The organism is Methanosarcina sp. WWM596 (assembly GCF_000969965.1).
Classification (GTDB): Archaea; Halobacteriota; Methanosarcinia; order Methanosarcinales; family Methanosarcinaceae; genus Methanosarcina.
The window spans coordinates 229,179-246,346 of record NZ_CP009503.1 but is presented as its reverse complement, the minus strand read 5'-3'; the positions used below and the strand labels follow the sequence as shown (position 1 = coordinate 246,346).

Below are 17,168 nucleotides of genomic sequence, written 5' to 3'. Positions count from 1 at the left end.
AATGTCTGCAGGTGGATCAGGAGGAGAAGCCCCAGCCGCGTATCCTCCACAAACAATAATGGCTATAGGTGCAATTGGCGGCCTTGCAGGGATTTATCTGGGTCACTTCCTGCCTCCAGTGTTTTCCTTCTTTGGAGGTCTTGGAGCAATCTGCGCCATTTTATGGGGTGCTGATGCGGTTCGCCGTGTAGCAAGCTACGGGCTTGGTACCGGGGTTCCATCCATTGGTATGATCTCCCTTGGTATGGGTATTGTAGCTGCCCTGTTCGGACTTTCCGTAGGAGGTATTGCAGGACCTATAGTATCCTTCATTGCCGCAGCGGTAATAGGTGCCGTAATTGGTGTCCTCGCAAACAAAGTAATAGGAATGGGAATTCCTATAATGGAACAGGCGATGGTGGAAATTGCAGGTGCGGGAACTCTGGCGATTATCGGATTAAGCGTTGTCATTGCAGGAGAATTCACATACAGCGCAGTTATTGAAAACGTAGTCGCCAATGGATACATTGCACTGATCTTTATCATAGGCGGTATGGGAATCCTTCACCCCTTCAATGCTAACCTCGGTCCTGATGAGAAACAGGACAGAACTCTATCTGTAGCTGTTGAAAAGGCAGCCATCGCATTGGTAATTACAGGTTTTGCGTCTTCACTCCATGAAGGATTGATGGCAGCAGGATTAAACATCGCTGTAGGACTTGCGATATGGGCTTTTGCCTTTATGAAGTACTATGGGTTTGTCAAGAGAGATGCACATTCGGTTGTTGGAACCGGGCTGCTGCCAAGCGCGGAGGAATTAGAATGAGCATGATTCGCATAGCCCCCGAAGTACATCTTGTCATGGACCCTGAAACTGCAATTGTAGCAGAAGAAAGGGCGGACTCGATCCTCTATTCCATGGACCCTGTCTTTGAGAGGATGGACAAACTTGATGGGATTGCAGATGATCTGTTGAACTCACTTTCACCCAGCAAACCACTCCTTAACTCATGGCCCGGCCGTGAGAACACCTCCTATATGGCAGGAATTTATGGGAACTCTTTCTACGGAATCGTAGTAGGTCTTGCCTTCAGCGGACTGCTTGCCCTGGTCATATTCATACAGAGACTGATCGAGGGAGGTATGTAAAATGGTAGATAAAAGAGAACCAGCACCTGGATGGCCCATCCTGAAAGGAGAGTATGAAGTAGGCGATGTAAAGGGCTGTGTTGCAGTCATTACCTGTGCTTCACACCTCCCCGGAAAGCCTATTCTCGATGCTGGAGCAGCAATCACGGGGTCCTGTAAAACAGAAAACCTGGGTATAGAGAAGGTCGTTGCCGACATAATTGCAAACCCCAATATCAGGTTCCTGGTTGTAACAGGAGCTGAAGTCAAAGGGCACGTTACAGGACAGGCAATGCTTGCTATCCATGAAAATGGTGTAAAAGACCACAGAATTATAGGTGCGGTCGGCGCTATCCCTTATGTAGAAAACCTGAACGACGAGGTAATTGACCGCTTCCAGCAGCAGGTCCAGACCGTAAACCTGCTGGACACAGAAGACATGGGTGCAATCACAGCCAAAGTAAGGGAACTTGTATCAAAGGACCCTGGTGCTTTTGATGCAGAACCAATGGTCGTGGTAATCAGCGAAGAGGGAGAAGAAGAAGAAGAGGGCGGAGTCGTCAGACCGGTTTCCGGTGAGATTGCAGTCATCCGCAACAGGCTGAAAGGCATTGAAGCCCGGATGCTTGACATAGGAAACTTGAATAAGTTCCACTCAGGGATTCATGCAGGAAAGGTTGAAGGTGCCATGATCGGGTTGACAGTAACCATATCCCTGCTTGGGATGTTACTGCTCGGGAGGTAATGAGAATGGCAGAAGAATACGGAAAAGGAGTCCCAATGGTGCTCAACCCTCAGATGGGCGCAATTGACGCTACTGTTGAGAGCATTCGGTACAGAGCACAGCTGATTTCGAGGAACCAGAAGCTGGATTCAGGAATAATGTCCACTGGAATGATTGGCTTTGCAGCAGGCTTCCTCTTTTCACTGCTGATGGTGATTATACTCCCGTTAATGGCCGGTCTCTAAGCTTGAGAGGTGAAACTATGGAAGGAAAAGCACCAGCAGCGTTTGTAGATCCAGCCGAGTTTAACGAAGTAATGAAAAGGCTCGAAAAGATCGATGAAAAGGTTGAGTTCGTCAACAGTGAAGTTGCACAGAGAATCGGAAAGAAGGTAGGAAGAGATATCGGAATTCTGTACGGCGCAGTGATAGGACTGCTTCTCTTCCTGATCTATGTCTCGGTATCATCAATGTTCACAATATAATGAGGGATCAAAATGTTCAAGTTTGACAGGAAACAGGAAGTTTACGAAGTAGGTGGAGTTAAGTTCGGTGGACAGCCGGGCGAATACCCAACCGTGTTAGTCAGTACCATGTTCTATGCAAGGCACAAGATCGTGACCGATGAGGACAAAGGTCTCTTTGACAAAGCCGCTGCAGAAACTCTGTGGAACACACAGGTGTCAATGAGCGACGCCACAGGAAACCCCTATGTAAACCAGATTGTGGGTGAAACCCCCGAAGCAATCAAGAACTACATCGACTGGTTCGTTGGGATCGATGACAGGACCCCATTCCTGATCGACTCCTCAGCCGGAGATGTGCGTGCATTTGCAGCCAAGTACTGTACTGAAATCGGAGTTGCAAACAGGGCAATCCACAACTCCATCAACGCAAGTATCGAACAGGATGAAATGGACGTGCTCGCAGAGAGCGATGTGGAAGCCGCAATAGTTCTGGCTTTCAACGCAACTGACCCAACCGTAAAAGGAAAGATGGACATCCTTGAAATCGGTGGTTCAGGACAGACAAAGGGTATGCTCCAGGTCGCCGAGGAATGCGGAATCAAGATTCCCCTTGTCGACGTTGCTGCAATGCCCCTTGGCGCTGGCTCAGGCGCAACAATCCGCTCAATCCCCACCATTAAGGGCAAGCTCGGCCTGCCTGTCGGCGGTGGATACCACAACATGGCTTCTGCCTGGGACTGGCTCCGGAAATTCAAGAAAACCCAGCCTGACCCCAAGGCAATCTACATGCCTACAGACATTGGTACCAACCTCGTAGCCCAGATTGCAGGTTCTGACTTCCTGCTCTACGGCCCTATCGAGAACGTCAACCAGATTTTCCCTGCTGTCGCCATGGTAGACATCATGCTCGGCGAAACCGCAAAGGAACTTGGCGTCGAGATAGCAGACCTGGAAAACCACCCGGTCACCAAACTGACGTAAGTTCAAAAATTATTAAATGGGTCGCTAGATCCGGAAGCAAAGAGGCATTTTCTCTTTGCTTTTTCTTTTTTTACCGTAGATTCTGCAAATTTAGTTCAAGATTTTCCATCATTAGATTCCACAATCCGTGTAGTAACTGTGAAGTTGTACCAGCCCCTATGTACCTTTTTTGTAGTTACTTCCTTCAATAGTAAAAAATTGGGAGACATATAAGGGAACTATAGGGAAAACTGAAACAAAGAAAAAACAACAGAGAAAAAAAACAACAGAGAAAAAGTAATATACTTTGAAGAAATTTTTTCATAGACAGGTTATTTTTTGGAAGGAAAGTACCTGGCAGACGAGGAAACATTAAAAAGCCTGCCAGATACGATGAATCCACTCCCAACTCGCTTTTGTGGGGAACAAATACGCCCTGTAGAGATCAGATTATTACGGATATATAAATGTCTGACAGAGTGTTTATACAGAACCCCCCACCCGATCAGAAGGCATACAAATCCACTTTTATACTCACAATTTGTCAGAGAGTTAAGCAATGTCTTTCGTAACTAGAGAAGACAACAAAGACGTGAAAACTGTGAGCATAGGAAATCATTAACCTGATTCTCAAGGCTATTTGAGCCCCATTCACATTCCAATTTATTTAATTTACATGTCGTACACTGTCTTACATATATATATAAAGAATTGTGAACCGATATTATCCGTTTTAGATACGTTGCCACTTATTCACTTCAATACATGGGAGAAAAGTTCTACCTTATATAGGCAGTAGAGCAATGAAAAGAAAATCGTCGATTAGAGGAATTTACCAGAAGATATAAACAGAGAATATTATATGAAACTACGAATTAATTGACCCCCTGAAGAATAATATAAATTGACAAAAATTCTCAATAAATGGCACTAAACAGAAAGATTTAATATTCGGTAGTACTTACCAATATATAAGCTACTGATAAAGGTTTTTAGGTACTAAAATTAGAATTTATATCTGATAAAACAAATTTCTAAACATTTAGCCGGAATAGATAGAAAAGCCATTGATACAAGGGGTATAAATTATGGATCGGAGCATAAAAGACCAGAAAGCCAGACCATCTTGGGTGTAAAATATGCTGATCAGAAAAAACATATCCCTTGATGATAAGTACCTTAAAAAATTGCAGCCCCTTCTGGAAGCTAATGACGGGAATCTTAGCGCTGCAGTCAGAGATACGATCGAAGTTGCAGATATAGCACTTTCATATCATAGAAGCATTGATGAAGCAATTAAATTTTTAAAAGAAACCCCCGCAAAAGAAGAACTTAGTGACACAATTAAAAACGGAGAAAATACCATAATAAATAGAACAATGCTCGAGTGGCTTTTCAAGTATACAAAAGGAAGGCTCACTGATGAAGAGCTGGTTAATGAACTCATCAATCCTTTTGAAATTAGTGATATGAAAGAACTCGAGAACTACCTTAACCGTATTTCCAGAAACTACCAGTGGACAATCAGAACTTCAATCAAATGTGAGGACATACACAATCCTGAATCTGCCCTTATACTCCTTTCAAATGCCACCATAAACAGCAGAGAATTTTTTGCCCAGCTTATAGCCCATTTTCTGGCCAGATGGAAACAGCTGGACGTGGAACACATTTTCAGAAGGGCAAATTCAACCCAGATCTCATTCAAGAAGAATCTCTCAGTCTCTCTTAATGAAACCATGCCAGGGATTCGAAAACATTTTGGGTACCTTGACATCATATGCAGAGAACTTGATGATAATACAGAGTTCTGGACCCAGCTAATGTATACATATAATGTTGAAAGGTACAACCTTGTAACGTTGCACAGAAGCCAGTTCGAAACTTTTACAGTCGGAGATGTCCCGAATCCGACAAAAATACTGGAACGCCTGTGCAAACAATCAGTAAGCGAAATGTCTCTTCCCGATTTACTGATATACTTCAAGAAGATGTACCTGGCAACCCAGCTGGTAAAGAATATAGAAATTTATCTTGAACCAGGAAAGGAATCAGTAACAATCTTCCATGATTTCAAAAATGAAAAAGTAATCAATACCCTTGTCGAATACTTTTCAAACATATTCAGAGAACAGGGCACACCTTTTGTAACTACTTCATATTCAAGCATGATTGTGTTCAGGTTCTATAAGGAATACGAACCTTTAAACAGCTCCGACTTAGCTGGAGTGGAAGGATTCAAAGAACCCGATTTATTTTCAAAAGACTGGAATTCCTGAGAAATTTTCACCAGTTTAACCTTTTGCAACCCCAAGCGGAATAACTCTTGCAATCTTGCGGGCAATGCCAAGTTCGTGCACGACATTTACTACCTCACTGCTTGACTTGTACACGCCAGGAGCTTCTTCTGCAATTACGGAAGGGTGAGTTGCCCTTACAGTGATTCCTTGGGCTTCAAGGTTCTCTTTTATGCTTTGCCCGTGGAACTCTTGCTTTGCATGTGCTCTGCTCATAATCCTCCCGGCTCCATGGCAGGCACTGCCGAAAGAGACATCCATAGCCTCTTTTGCACCACAGAGTATAAAAGAAGGTGTTCCCATGCTCCCAGGAATTAAAACCGGCTGTCCCACGTCCCTGTATGCAGCCGGAACTTCAGGGTGCCCGGAGGGAAATGCTCTTGTTGCCCCCTTTCTATGCACGTAAACCTCTTTTTTCCTGCCGTCAATGTTATGTTCTTCAAGTTTTGCTACATTATGCGCAACGTCATACAGGAGGCTCATTCCCAAATCATCGGCATCTCTGCCAAATACCTTTTCAAACGATTCGCGTGTCCAGTGAGTGATCATCTGCCTGTTTGCCCAGGCATAGTTTGCAGCACAGAGCATGGCTTTGAAATAGTTCTGGGCTTCCCTTGACTGAGCCGGAGCACAGGCAAGCTGCTTATCCGGAATTTCAATCCCATACTTCTTAACAGCCTGAGAGAGTTCTTTTAGATGATCAGTGCAGATCTGATGCCCTGCGCCTCTTGACCCGCAGTGGATCATTACCGTAACCTGGCCTTCTTCAAGCCCGAAGGCCGAAGCCACTTCCCTGTCATAAATCTTGTCCACATACTGGACTTCAAGAAAATGGTTACCGCTACCGAGAGTTCCTATTTGAGGTTTTCCACGGTTCCTTGCCTTTGTGCTCACATGAGAAGTATCTGCACCTTCCAGGTAGCCATTCCCTTCACAGTGTTCCACATCCGCTTCCACACCATACCCGGCTTCTACTGCCCACTTTGCACCCTCAAGAAATGCATTGTCCAGTTCCCGGTCAGAAGCCCTGAACCGGCTTTTGGATCCGACACCTGAAGGCACGTTATTAAACAGCTCATCAGTCAGCCTTTTTATTTCAGGAACTACATCTTCCTTTTGAAGATTTGTGCGGATTAGCCGCACCCCGCAATTGATATCAAAACCCACTCCACCGGGGCTGATAACTCCTTCCTCTGCATCAAAAGCTGCAACGCCCCCTATAGCAAAACCATAACCAAGGTGGGCATCAGGCATTGCCATGGAATATTTCTGAATGCCAGGAAGAGTTGCTACGTTTGCGATCTGGTCGATAGTATCGGGCTCAATGCCTCCAAGCAAATTTTCAGATACAAACAGGCGCCCTGGAACCTTCATATTAGGAATATGCCCTTTCGGAATTTCCCAGCTATAATCGGAAAGCTTCAGAACCATGTGTTTTATGTCTCGGGGCACACTTTCCACACTCAATTCCTCAGTACCGATATCTTCATTTTCTACCATAATCGATGCTCCCTGCTCCTTTACGTGTTATGAATATAACTCTGAGATTATAGCCCTGTATGAATGTAATTGTATATTATAATCAGGATATGAATATAATTCAGATATTATAATTAAGAATGTCAAAATTCACTTTAGATTTATAGCACAGGATAGGATAATAATTCACGTACATGAAGATATGTATAGCGCAAAGTTAACCGGAGGCATACACGAAAGTCACGCATAGTAGCTGTACATTTCAGCCATCATAAAAAAACAAAAATCCCTGCTCTTCAAATATCAACAACGATCTGAGCCTTCCAGCCTTCGGCAGTCTTCTTGAGTTCCAGCTGATTATAAGTGACCGCCTTAATTTCAGTTTCAAAGGGATGACTTTCAGGATAGTATTTTTCACCCGATGCCCGGGCTTTTATTGAGCATTCCCCTTCTTCTGCTCTGATTTCTTCTACCCGAAACTTCCAGAAAACAACCTCATCGACCTCAAAAAGATATAAAAGCTCAGAAAGCCAGTCCACAAGTAGAGATTCCAGGTCAGGGGACTTAAGGTAAACGTCTCTTGCCGTCTCTCCAGAAACCTTCCCGGTATCAATAATAACATTGAACATCGCAAGAGCTGCATTTTCAAATACCTCTTCCAGAGTATTTCCATAAGCCAGGAACTTTATGTCTGCAGTGTGTTCCAGATACTCATACTTTTTTCCTTGAGACGGCATAGCCCTGTATTGGGTTTTGTCTTACATTAACCTATCCGCCTCAGAAGCCGGTTTTCAGGAATAAAACAGGTTTAAAAAAGATTTAGCCAGATGAACCCTGAAACAGCTGAAATCAAAAAACACTGAAAAGTATCAGTCCAGCCTATTCCAGATATAGATAATCCGCTGAATTGCAGTAATATGGCTGGTCACAGCAATCAGGATAACAGCCCAGCCCAGGATGGTAAAACCTACAATCGAAGCCGGATAAACCGAATTGGCAAAAGCGGCAAGAATTATGACTACAAGACGGTCAGCTCTACCCATAATCCCGCCGTAATACCTTCCCAGATTGAGTGCCTGAGCCTGAGTCCCGAGATAACTCGTAAGAAGCACGCCCACAATTGCCGCAACCCCTATCTGCCAGGACACATAACCTGCAAAAAAAATGCTGCAGATAATAAAAACGTCCGAATAGCGGTCGATTACATGGTCGAGGAAATCACCCCTCGATGTTGCCCTGTTGGATTTGCGTGCTATTACCCCATCAAGTGCATCAAAAAGCGAGTTAAACACTACCAGGATACTTGCTAATAGGGTAAGTTCTTTATATACAGGAGAATAATAAAAACTGAGCCCCGCAAAGAAAGCACAGACCAGAGAAACTATGGAAACCGTATCAGGTGAGACCTCATATCTTATAAAAAGATCTGCCAGCGGGTCAATAATTCTCGAAGCAACGGGTCTCAGGGCATTAAACGTCATGGTACTTGGAATCTTCCTTTTAGTTGTATATCCGTTATAGAGGCAGGCCCGAAAGAATGGCAGTTTATCCTGCTTCTTATAACGATTTGGATCTACTTATTTATATTAATTCTTTGTTTACCTGTCTTTTGATATTTATACTTAAGGCTGCATGTTTGATTATCAGTGTACTCCCTAGATAATACTTACTTATCTCACTTTTCACTTTTTATTTTCACTTCTTATTTTCACTTTTTTACGGCTGCAAGCTCATACAGGTACTTTATTCTGCAGGAGTGCTCAAGCTGAGTGGTCACAATATACGCTTCCCCCAGGGTTCTTCCAATGGCAAAAGTCCCATGGCTGTAAACAACCGCACCCTTATGTTTCGAAAGACCGGCTGCCAGGTTTTCGGCAAGTTCCCGGCTCCCGATCCCGCCGCCTACCACCGGGATATCCCCAAGGAAGTACTGCCCTTCACTATCTACAGGAACGATCACCCCTCCGGGGCCTGCAAGCAGGGATTCTACTACTGCATAGGGGCAGTGGGCATGAATTATTGCAAGGGCTGAGGTCTGCCTGTAGATCTCCCGGTGCACTACCGTCTCGGAAGACGCAATTATGTCAAGAGAAGACGTATCCTGAATTTCGACCTCAACAACATTATCGCCGCTGATCTCGTCAAGAGCAGTTCCGCTCCGGGTAATAAGCATCTGATCCCCGATTCTGACACTGATGTTTCCAAAATTTGATTCCACAAGTCCGTGTTCTACCAGCTTGCGCCCGTATTTTGCCATTTCCTGCCACATCTTATGTGAGATATAGAGGAAGAATGCCATAAGGTTTATGCGCCCCACATTCCGGAAATAACAAAAACAGGGAAAATGGAGACAGTTAAAACACTGAGACAAACTCTTTAAAGGGGGATTCTGCCATAAAGTTTATCTGTTAGTATTGTATTTAGATAAGTCTGCTGGCAGCTTCATTGCGCCTCGTTGGCTCAGCCCGGTAGAGCGAGTGACTTGTAATCACTAGGTCGCGTGTTCAAATCACGCACGAGGCTTTGTACTAATTTTGTTCGGAGCCTATTCCCAAAGGAGTCTGTTTTATGGGAATAGGCATTTATGAAAATATGAGTGTTCAGAAGCGTCTGGGTTCATTGAAAGATGCACCAATATCTGACGTTAATAAGCAACTAATTTTTGATTTTATTGACTACTGCTTTTCTGAAGGATTGAGTAAACATAGAGTTCTAAAGTACATTTCGATCTTGAAATGTATTGCTATACAAATTCAGCTTGATTTTGATAAAATAGAAAAAAGAGATCTCTACAGGTTTATTTCTGACCTTGAAAGAACTGACAAAAGTGAATGGGTAAAACACGACTATAAGATTTTTCTTAAAAAATTTTACAAATGACAATGTGAGGAAGAAAGACCGGAGCTGACCAAATGGATAAAAACAACCATGAAAAAAAGGATCAGAAATTGCCGGAAGAGATGCTTACTGAGTCAGATGTTTTGAATTTAATCGAAAATGCTGAGAATGTACGGGATAAAGCTATCATAGCCCTCTTATGGGACATCGGGGCGAGAACTTTCAAAATATCTAACAAACAGATAGCATTAACGAATTTGGGGACGGTAGCATTCTATTGGACTGATAACGGAAATTGGAACTTGTGGAAGACTGCTAACCTAGGGCTTTTACCTGTAAGCGAAAAACTCTATAGTGGAAGTTCCAATATTCGCTTTAAAATTGTAGTTAAACCTGTAAATGGCGCCTACATAAATGCCAAGGTAACAATCACGTAAAAATACATTTAATCCAGAATAATTTTGGGTGTGTGCTCGAGCGCTCTCCTATACTTTTTTCAAGTGACTAACAGGCACGATTCACAGATGAAGTGAGATCATCCAGAGCCTCTTTTAATTCCTGGGATAATTCGTAGTTTAGGCTATACTATTTGGGCCATTGTAGCCGAGAATCCGATTATCAGTATAGATGTGAAAAAAAAATTCATAGGAAATTTCTACCGTGATGGAAAAAGATATTGTACCCAGGCAATAACGGTATATGACCATGACTTCAATACATTTTCAGATGGTATTGTAATTCCACATGGCATATACGACTTGAAACGTAACGAAGGATACATCACCTTGGGAACCAGTAAGGATACGAGCGAATTTTGTTGTGACTGCATTAAATACTGGTGGGAAAACTACGGTAAGGAAAATTACCACCAGGCAAGTAGCATTTTAGTCTTGGCAGATGGCGGTGGAAGCAACTCAAGCAGGCATTATATTTTCAAGGAAGATCTGCAAAAGCTATCAAATGAAATTGGGATTGAAATCAGAATGGCTCATTATCCACCATATACTTCGAAATACAATCCAATAGAACACAGGTTATTTTGCCATGTTACGAATGCATGCAAAGGTACTGTTTTCAGCAGTATTGATGTGGTAAAAAGCCTTGTTGGTAAGACTTCGACATCCACAGGACTCAAAGTGTTTTCGACTATCAAAAATAAAGTTTATGCCACGGGAAGAAAAGTACGTGAAAACTTCAAGGAAAACATGAAAATTGTATTTGATGATTACTTGGGGAAATGGAATTAAAGAGCAATTCCAGATGTAAAAACTTGAAGTTATTTTTCAATCATTCCTAAAGTAGATAGACGCTCATTTTAATCGTTTCTCTACGTCGTTTTAACTTTAATAGTCTCTAAAAAGAGATCTGAGTTTACTCCCCATATTTTTGTTTCTGTTCTGCATACTTTATCATTCGGTCGGCTAAGACTGAAATTATCTCTTCCCTGGTCGGTGATCTGCCTGTAATCTCATTACACAGTTTGATTTCTTCGCCAATACAGGCTTCTATCATTAGCGTCAATTCGCCGACATTAACGCTAATGACATCGATTTCTACCCCTTTTTTGACGCATTCACCAACCACTTCACCAAGCATCAAAGGCAGATCTGTTACGAATCGGGTGACCTTTTCAGTCTTTTCATCTGTTGCGTCTTTCATGGCAAGTAATAGACTTTTAGGTATTAAACGACTTGCCTCATGGCTTCGAGTTGTGCTACCATCAATGTAACGTTACGTGTAGATGTTTAAACGGTTATCACCAATTCATGAAGAGCTCTGGAATGTTTGTCATTGCTAAAGTGGAAACCATTGTCAGAGAGTTTCTAGAAAAACCATGTAAATGAGGATAATGAAACAACCTTATGAAGCAGAATCAACGGGAACGATTATCGATGGAACTTATTTCAACAAAATCGCTTGGGTCACAACAATCGGAAGAAAAATTCTAAAGATTAACTGGGGGTATAATCTGATACTGCTCTAAAGGTAAGAAACAATGTCAGATGATGCGGTCAATAATTGCTGAGTCTGGATATTAAGAAGGTGAGGATAGGTACTGAGTCGATCAAACAAGCCATTAATCCTGTATTCCTATTGTTGTGTAATGACTGGGTAAACAAATGACTTTCATAAATATTGCAAATAAAATTGAAAGGAAAAAACAGTATCTCCGAATGATATATGGATTTTCCATGCGGCAAGCTAATCAGATCAAAAAAATAGTGTTGTTTCCAAATTTTGTGGGATCACTATCAATGGCTCCCTGGTGATCCATTGACCTACACCTCCACGTCACTGGTTCAATGGGGGTGGCCACTTAATTATAAGTCCTTAATTTGACTCAAAAATTCATGAAAAATGCGAACTCTTAAAAAAATGGAGTCGGTAACTTGGAGTTTTCCATCACATTAAATAATCCATGCTAAATAATAAATAAGTTGGGTTATTTTAGTTCTCATTTACAAAAGTTCACAAAGTTATTCGGAGATACTGAAAAAATCGGCGTACTTATATAGAATTCTAACATGGGCAGATTGTTATTTATTATGGTGGGATAAATATGGAAGATCCAAGTTATAAAGAGCAATTTGTTCCTCTGTTTTCTTTAAGTGAACCAAATCAATCAGCAGTTATTGCAAAAGATGAAGTATTGATTAAAGACAAAAACGGGAATGATCTACTTTCTGGAAACGCAGAGTTTCGCCTTGATTTCCTCCCAAAACCTCAGATTCATGTATACATTACCAACAAAAAAGAACTAAATGATAGTGAAAAAAAGGGGCTATATTCTCTGCATGACAATATATTATCTGGAAATCTGTTTGAGCTAGTACTGAAGAACTCTGGGAATCAATTTGAAGGATTTGTAATAAATAGTGACTTGTTTAACCATAATGGGCCTTCGTTAACCTTTACGTCATCTTCTGAGCCAATAGTTGGACTTGGAGACGAAGATACTCAGATGCAATATGTTATTTTTCATTTGTTTAACTTTAGAGAAATATGTGCAAATAATGGAAGGTATTGTGAGGATGTCCGCATAGAAGCAGATAATTGGGTCATAGAAATCAAATCTCTGGCAAAATCCGAAAGCAACTTTAAAAAATTAAAAAAAGAAGGTGGTTATGGTTCAACCCATATAGTTTGTTTACAGCAAATAGATAGTACTTTCTTTTCAGGTAAAGAAGCTATAGAAATGCTCAATATGCTACAATATTTTTTCTCTTTTGCAAACGGAGCATGGTGTAATCCCATATATGCAGTAGGTTTTAATTCTACAGGTCGAGTATGGGAATCATGGTCATCACCGAGAGGACCCAGTTTTTCTCGATCAGAATCGTGGTTCGATGAACATCACTCTGAACAGCTTGAGAATCTTTTCCCTGGTTTTATGAATCATTGGGTTGATGAAGACTGGAATGACACTATCCAGAAGGCTATATACTGGTATCTCATAGCCAACAATTCACCGATAGATGCAGGAATTATTCTTACTCAAACTGCTCTTGAAAGACTATCATTTGAATATGCTGTTCTGAAACGTAAATTGATAAGTGCAGATAGTTTCACGAGACTTAAAGCATCAGACAAATTCAAATTGCTTTTTTCGTCTTTGGAACTCTCCATTGACATTAGTAAGGATTTACCTGAATTTGAAAAAATGGCAAAAGCAATGAAATGGGATGATGCGACACATGGTATGAGTGAGATACGTAATTCACTTGTACACCCGAATCCAAAAAACAAGGGGAGATTCAAATCTGTATATTATGATACATGGAAACTGGGACAATGGTATCTTGAGCTTTCTTTGCTTAAGTTGTGTGGGTACTCTGAAACATATTGTAATCGCTTAAATCCTGGGTGGATAAGCCAGGTTGAGATCGTTCCATGGAAAAAATAGAGTTGAAGTAACTGATAATTTCTATGATTCTTATCAATATACTTTCTATCGCTTAGTCCGACTTCTCGTAAAAGTCTAGGACAAACAACCATCAGTGGATCAGAATATGGAAGATATACCCCTTCCCCATATTTGTATCGTTCATTATATGCTCGCAGAGTCTTAATATGATTTTCAAATAACTTAAAACTGTAGCCAATAGTAGCAAGTGACTCACCTGATTCAGATAAACAAGAAATTAATAAATGGTAATCACCTTTTATAAGATTGAATTTCTGATCAAATTCTTTTTCTGCTTCATTAACAATACTTTTTTCTGCCTCGACCATGACACTTTTATCTTTAGATGATTTTTTCTGCTCTGCGATATTGTTTCTGATCTTAAGTACTATGTCGTTAATATGTTCTTCCTCCTCTTGTGTCCATTGATCAAAGCAGTGAACTGTCTCATTCCAAGATTCTTCGCTCTTTTATTGTATAAGCCCTATGGAGTATTCTTGAATTATTTGGTTGGACTGACTAAGATGTTGACGTGAATAATATCCTTGTGCTGGTAGATTTAAAAATAAGATATTATCTTTTGTTATCATGCAGTCAATCATGGAAATAGAGATATTCCTAACTCCAATATTATAAATGTTAAAAAAAAATATTAGGTTAACACTTCCCAAAAAGTGACTAAGCTTAATTTTATTGGCGGCAACAATCCTAATTTTGGCACCTTTAATGAATACTCGTAATGGGGGAATCTGTGAAAGAGCCACAGCAAGATAAGCAATTATCACGCCAAATGTAGCAACTATTACTCCCAATGCAGCAACTATTGTACTACATGCTTGACTATTTAGAAAAGACCAATCTATCATCTTTACTCCCCCAAATATGACTTTAATAGCTTTTGCACAAACAATATTTTCTTTTCATTATACCCTGTTGTATCCGAAAATATTATCGATTCTTGACAGAATTGTTGAATCATTCTCCCAACTATTGTCAGCAAGTCATACATCCCCATCCCTACGTCCCATGGGTGTATATAATATATATAGGCCGTTTTTATATAATTATTTCAATTAAAAATCGTTATCGATGTAAATAGCTTCGGAATCCTCTAGTATAGGTGAGGGCATGCTACCATCAGGGTTTAATCCAATGTCCTTGACCAATGTAAAATTTTGTTCCAGAAACGCTCAAAATATGTCGGGTAAGGGAATTACCCAGGAAAAATAGTTAGTTTTTTAAGTCGTGTAAAATTGGCTTTTGTTTCAAACCTAAAGGGCATCAGAGTGATCTTTGAGCCCTCAGGTCAGGTGCCAGGATATTTAGAGACACAGTACAGGCAGTGAAATTATACTCCAGAAACGCTAAAATATGTTGGGTAAGGGAATTACCTTAACTTACCTCAATACCCCTCGTATACGACAAAATTTTATGTTGTGTGACTTGGAAAAAACATTCTGGTATCTGGGCTGAAGGCTTGAAGATCAGTCAATCCTAAAGCTTAACTCTTTTTTGATCTATCCTTTTTATAAATCTGGCGTGTATAATTTCGAGTTCAAGTCCTGAGTTATCCTATACATGCCATGCTACCTGTTTACAGGTCAGTTGCATGTCAGATCCATGCTCATTAAAAGGATTGGAGTAGCACAGGCAGTTGATACATATCTCAAACTTGATATAGATCTGATTACTTCGCAGCGTCCTTCCAATCCTTGACATGCGATCATCGCTTTGCATTGTCTGGCATGTAGACATGTTGCAGCTACCAGTGCCTGTCTGACATTTTCTATCTTTTGCAGTAAGATAAAAACAAGAATCACAATTCTGTATGAAACAATCAGGAGTACTCATAGAGCAAAAAAAGTTAGTGACTTTTGAATGGGGGTATCTGCATTTTTACTTTTTTAGAATTCCCCATTCCGTGAGCCTCTTTTCAATATCCCTCATTTCATAATCGGTGAATGAAAGGCTCTGATAATGCATAAGAGATGTTATTGGATCATGACCTTGCCGAGAATATATCTCAATTTCTGGTATCCCTGTCTTTAGCATCCAGGACTCGATGGTCTTTCGAGGGGTCTTATTTCCTACTTTTGGGTTTATCTCTGCCTTTAGTGACCATCTGGCTAAATCTCTATTCCACGAACTTCTTTCAGGTGGTCTATGCCCTTCACAGAATTGCTTGAAAATATAAGGGAAAGTTGAAGGCAGTCGATCTATAGTTCTCTTGATTTGCTTCTGCTTCGCCTTCTTCTGAGCCTCTTTTGGCAGAATAATCTGGTTTCGCTCTTTGTAATACCAAGCAGGATTATCATGAAGCCTTTGCAACTCTACATACCTTAATCCCGTTATTGTATGTATCTCAAAAATTGCCCGCTTTGATTCCGGAATTGCCTGTATAAATTTGTCATACTCTTCAACAGTGAGAACTTTAGTTCCGTCTCCAGTAACAAGACCATTTTCCATGTCAAGTATTATAGCAACAAAATACTAAAAGGTTGCTATAATCAATTTTGCGGATATGAAAAACTGCAAGAAACAACCCTGAAAACAGAAGAAACAACAACATTTTACGGTAAAACGTTGCTACCATGAATAGAAGCTGAAATGATAAAATTGCATATCCAATTTCAAATCAAAGAGGATCAACCAACAATGAAACTGCTCACATGGAACATCAATCATCGCACATGCAATAAAAAAATTCCCTATCATATGGCTAAGGCAATTGCCTCACTGACGCCGGATGTCATTGTACTTACCGAATATGTGCCTGGCTCGTCACATCAAATATTCATTGAACAACTTGAGTCATATGGATTCACACATCACTTTATGTCGAAGCGGGCATTAAAAGAAAATCAAGTATTCATCGCCGCAAATACGAAACTGGAATGTGGGAATATCTTAGCTCCGACGAATATTGATAAATCACTCCCATCAAATGTGCTTCATGTTTTCCTGCCAGAGAAGGGTTTCAATATTCTTGGCCTGCGTATGCCCGATTACAGCAAGCTGCCCAAAATCAAACGCCAATGCTGGGACTGGATTCAGCAGATCGCAGCAGAGAATGTGGATCTTCCGTTCGTGATCATGGGTGATTTCAACACAGATCCTGTCGACTCAAAAGCAAAGTGCGGCGATCGGATAAACAAACTCAAGGACAATGGCTGGCAACATTCAATACCCAGCTCAGGTGCAAGTTACTGGGCCATTATAAATGGTAGTGGAAGACGGCTTGACCATGCTTTCATCAGCGGGCATTTTGACGTTCTTGCTACAGAGTATATCTCAGAATCAGGAAGCTATGTATTCGCAGGGAAGAAATCTGAAGCAATGTCAGATCACGCAGTCCTGTTAATTGAAGTTAATATTAAGTCAGGTTGTCAATGA

General features: G+C 41.0%; 19 protein-coding genes and 1 tRNA gene. 13 read left to right on the top strand and 7 right to left on the bottom strand.

Going from position 1 to position 17,168, the window contains the following annotated elements; all coding sequences use genetic code 11:
- Position 1: 1 nt before the first annotated feature.
- The 7 genes from mtrC to MSWHS_RS01090 all read left to right on the top strand — a co-directional run bounded on the left by mtrC (position 2) and on the right by MSWHS_RS01090 (position 5,536).
- Positions 2-805 (top strand): tetrahydromethanopterin S-methyltransferase subunit MtrC, encoded by an 804-nt coding sequence (mtrC, locus tag MSWHS_RS01120; protein WP_048125312.1) that lies wholly within the window; start codon positions 2-4, stop codon positions 803-805.
- On the top strand, positions 802-1,128 hold the full coding sequence (locus MSWHS_RS01115; RefSeq protein WP_048125310.1) for a tetrahydromethanopterin S-methyltransferase subunit B: 327 nt from the start codon (positions 802-804) through the stop codon (positions 1,126-1,128). The genes mtrC and MSWHS_RS01115 overlap by 4 nt, the downstream gene beginning before the upstream one ends.
- A 1-nt stretch (position 1,129) precedes the next feature.
- Positions 1,130-1,852: a tetrahydromethanopterin S-methyltransferase subunit A gene (gene mtrA / locus MSWHS_RS01110; RefSeq protein WP_048125308.1), complete on the top strand. Its 723-nt coding sequence runs from the start codon at positions 1,130-1,132 to the stop codon at positions 1,850-1,852.
- Entirely contained in the window at positions 1,852-2,076 is a 225-nt protein-coding gene (locus MSWHS_RS01105) for a tetrahydromethanopterin S-methyltransferase subunit F (RefSeq protein ID WP_048125306.1), read from the top strand. The genes mtrA and MSWHS_RS01105 overlap by 1 nt, the downstream gene beginning before the upstream one ends.
- A gap of 17 nt (positions 2,077-2,093) precedes the next feature.
- Positions 2,094-2,315, top strand: a complete 222-nt coding sequence (gene mtrG / locus MSWHS_RS01100; protein ID WP_048125304.1) for a tetrahydromethanopterin S-methyltransferase subunit MtrG — start codon at positions 2,094-2,096, stop codon at positions 2,313-2,315.
- A gap of 12 nt (positions 2,316-2,327) precedes the next feature.
- A complete protein-coding gene (gene mtrH, locus MSWHS_RS01095) occupies positions 2,328-3,278 on the top strand; it encodes a tetrahydromethanopterin S-methyltransferase subunit H (RefSeq protein ID WP_048125298.1) in 951 nt (316 codons plus the stop codon).
- Between the two features lie 1,118 nt (positions 3,279-4,396).
- On the top strand, positions 4,397-5,536 hold the full coding sequence (locus tag MSWHS_RS01090; RefSeq protein WP_048125297.1) for a hypothetical protein: 1,140 nt from the start codon (positions 4,397-4,399) through the stop codon (positions 5,534-5,536).
- Positions 5,537-5,551: 15 nt separating this feature from the next.
- On the opposite strand, the gene MSWHS_RS01085 is transcribed toward MSWHS_RS01090, so the two are convergent.
- The 4 genes from MSWHS_RS01085 to MSWHS_RS01070 all read right to left on the bottom strand — a co-directional run bounded on the left by MSWHS_RS01085 (position 5,552) and on the right by MSWHS_RS01070 (position 9,332).
- Positions 5,552-7,054 carry an RtcB family protein gene (locus MSWHS_RS01085; RefSeq protein ID WP_048125296.1) on the bottom strand — a complete coding sequence of 501 codons (1,503 nt, stop codon included), beginning with the start codon at positions 7,052-7,054 and terminating at the stop codon, positions 5,552-5,554.
- 275 nt (positions 7,055-7,329) lie between these two features.
- Positions 7,330-7,770 (bottom strand): archease, encoded by a 441-nt coding sequence (locus tag MSWHS_RS01080; RefSeq protein ID WP_048125289.1) that lies wholly within the window; start codon positions 7,768-7,770, stop codon positions 7,330-7,332.
- A 132-nt stretch (positions 7,771-7,902) separates the two neighbouring features.
- Positions 7,903-8,514 carry a CDP-alcohol phosphatidyltransferase family protein gene (locus MSWHS_RS01075; protein WP_048125288.1) on the bottom strand — a complete coding sequence of 204 codons (612 nt, stop codon included), beginning with the start codon at positions 8,512-8,514 and terminating at the stop codon, positions 7,903-7,905.
- 227 nt (positions 8,515-8,741) lie between these two features.
- On the bottom strand, positions 8,742-9,332 hold the full coding sequence (locus MSWHS_RS01070) for an aldolase (RefSeq protein ID WP_048130142.1): 591 nt from the start codon (positions 9,330-9,332) through the stop codon (positions 8,742-8,744).
- Positions 9,333-9,482: 150 nt separating this feature from the next.
- Here MSWHS_RS01070 and MSWHS_RS01065 point away from each other — a divergent pair.
- The 4 genes from MSWHS_RS01065 (at position 9,483) to MSWHS_RS01050 (ending at position 11,118) form a co-directional block, all read left to right on the top strand.
- A tRNA-Thr gene (locus tag MSWHS_RS01065) sits at positions 9,483-9,556 on the top strand.
- A 45-nt stretch (positions 9,557-9,601) separates the two neighbouring features.
- Complete coding sequence (locus tag MSWHS_RS01060; protein ID WP_048158662.1) at positions 9,602-9,913, top strand: hypothetical protein; 312 nt, start codon at positions 9,602-9,604, stop codon at positions 9,911-9,913.
- Positions 9,914-9,945: 32 nt separating this feature from the next.
- A complete protein-coding gene (locus MSWHS_RS01055) occupies positions 9,946-10,308 on the top strand; it encodes a hypothetical protein (protein ID WP_048158661.1) in 363 nt (120 codons plus the stop codon).
- A gap of 117 nt (positions 10,309-10,425) precedes the next feature.
- Positions 10,426-11,118 (top strand): ISAzo13 family transposase, encoded by a 693-nt coding sequence (locus MSWHS_RS01050; RefSeq protein ID WP_082088307.1) that lies wholly within the window; start codon positions 10,426-10,428, stop codon positions 11,116-11,118.
- A gap of 124 nt (positions 11,119-11,242) precedes the next feature.
- Here the strand turns inward: MSWHS_RS01050 and MSWHS_RS01045 are convergent, their stop codons facing one another.
- Positions 11,243-11,530, bottom strand: coding sequence for a hypothetical protein (locus MSWHS_RS01045; RefSeq protein WP_048158660.1), 288 nt, complete (start codon positions 11,528-11,530; stop codon positions 11,243-11,245).
- A 901-nt stretch (positions 11,531-12,431) separates the two neighbouring features.
- Between MSWHS_RS01045 and MSWHS_RS01040 the strand changes: the two genes are divergently transcribed.
- On the top strand, positions 12,432-13,775 hold the full coding sequence (locus MSWHS_RS01040) for a hypothetical protein (protein ID WP_048158659.1): 1,344 nt from the start codon (positions 12,432-12,434) through the stop codon (positions 13,773-13,775).
- A gap of 470 nt (positions 13,776-14,245) precedes the next feature.
- Here MSWHS_RS01040 and MSWHS_RS01035 read toward each other — a convergent pair whose 3' ends face one another.
- Complete coding sequence (locus MSWHS_RS01035) at positions 14,246-14,641, bottom strand: hypothetical protein (protein ID WP_048158658.1); 396 nt, start codon at positions 14,639-14,641, stop codon at positions 14,246-14,248.
- Positions 14,642-15,671: 1,030 nt separating this feature from the next.
- On the bottom strand, positions 15,672-16,241 hold the full coding sequence (locus MSWHS_RS01030; protein WP_048158657.1) for a tyrosine-type recombinase/integrase: 570 nt from the start codon (positions 16,239-16,241) through the stop codon (positions 15,672-15,674).
- A gap of 189 nt (positions 16,242-16,430) precedes the next feature.
- On the opposite strand from MSWHS_RS01030, the gene MSWHS_RS01025 reads away from it, so the two are divergent.
- Positions 16,431-17,168 carry an endonuclease/exonuclease/phosphatase family protein gene (locus MSWHS_RS01025; protein ID WP_197074002.1) on the top strand — a complete coding sequence of 246 codons (738 nt, stop codon included), beginning with the start codon at positions 16,431-16,433 and terminating at the stop codon, positions 17,166-17,168.

What these genes read in the sequence shown, in the direction of transcription:
- mtrC (WP_048125312.1), top strand. Translation starts at nt 2, where the DNA reads ATGTCTGCAGGTGGATCAGGAGGAGAAGCCCCAGCCGCGTATCCTCCA.
- MSWHS_RS01045 (WP_048158660.1), bottom strand. Translation starts at nt 11,530, where the DNA reads ATGAAAGACGCAACAGATGAAAAGACTGAAAAGGTCACCCGATTCGTA.
- MSWHS_RS01030 (WP_048158657.1), bottom strand. Translation starts at nt 16,241, where the DNA reads ATGGAAAATGGTCTTGTTACTGGAGACGGAACTAAAGTTCTCACTGTT.
- MSWHS_RS01035 (WP_048158658.1), bottom strand. Translation starts at nt 14,641, where the DNA reads ATGATAGATTGGTCTTTTCTAAATAGTCAAGCATGTAGTACAATAGTT.
- MSWHS_RS01060 (WP_048158662.1), top strand. Translation starts at nt 9,602, where the DNA reads ATGGGAATAGGCATTTATGAAAATATGAGTGTTCAGAAGCGTCTGGGT.
- MSWHS_RS01085 (WP_048125296.1), bottom strand. Translation starts at nt 7,054, where the DNA reads ATGGTAGAAAATGAAGATATCGGTACTGAGGAATTGAGTGTGGAAAGT.
- mtrG (WP_048125304.1), top strand. Translation starts at nt 2,094, where the DNA reads ATGGAAGGAAAAGCACCAGCAGCGTTTGTAGATCCAGCCGAGTTTAAC.
- MSWHS_RS01055 (WP_048158661.1), top strand. Translation starts at nt 9,946, where the DNA reads ATGGATAAAAACAACCATGAAAAAAAGGATCAGAAATTGCCGGAAGAG.
- MSWHS_RS01070 (WP_048130142.1), bottom strand. Translation starts at nt 9,332, where the DNA reads ATGGCATTCTTCCTCTATATCTCACATAAGATGTGGCAGGAAATGGCA.
- MSWHS_RS01080 (WP_048125289.1), bottom strand. Translation starts at nt 7,770, where the DNA reads ATGCCGTCTCAAGGAAAAAAGTATGAGTATCTGGAACACACTGCAGAC.
- MSWHS_RS01105 (WP_048125306.1), top strand. Translation starts at nt 1,852, where the DNA reads ATGAGAATGGCAGAAGAATACGGAAAAGGAGTCCCAATGGTGCTCAAC.
- MSWHS_RS01115 (WP_048125310.1), top strand. Translation starts at nt 802, where the DNA reads ATGAGCATGATTCGCATAGCCCCCGAAGTACATCTTGTCATGGACCCT.
- MSWHS_RS01075 (WP_048125288.1), bottom strand. Translation starts at nt 8,514, where the DNA reads ATGACGTTTAATGCCCTGAGACCCGTTGCTTCGAGAATTATTGACCCG.
- mtrA (WP_048125308.1), top strand. Translation starts at nt 1,130, where the DNA reads ATGGTAGATAAAAGAGAACCAGCACCTGGATGGCCCATCCTGAAAGGA.
- MSWHS_RS01090 (WP_048125297.1), top strand. Translation starts at nt 4,397, where the DNA reads ATGCTGATCAGAAAAAACATATCCCTTGATGATAAGTACCTTAAAAAA.
- mtrH (WP_048125298.1), top strand. Translation starts at nt 2,328, where the DNA reads ATGTTCAAGTTTGACAGGAAACAGGAAGTTTACGAAGTAGGTGGAGTT.
- MSWHS_RS01025 (WP_197074002.1), top strand. Translation starts at nt 16,431, where the DNA reads ATGAAACTGCTCACATGGAACATCAATCATCGCACATGCAATAAAAAA.
- MSWHS_RS01040 (WP_048158659.1), top strand. Translation starts at nt 12,432, where the DNA reads ATGGAAGATCCAAGTTATAAAGAGCAATTTGTTCCTCTGTTTTCTTTA.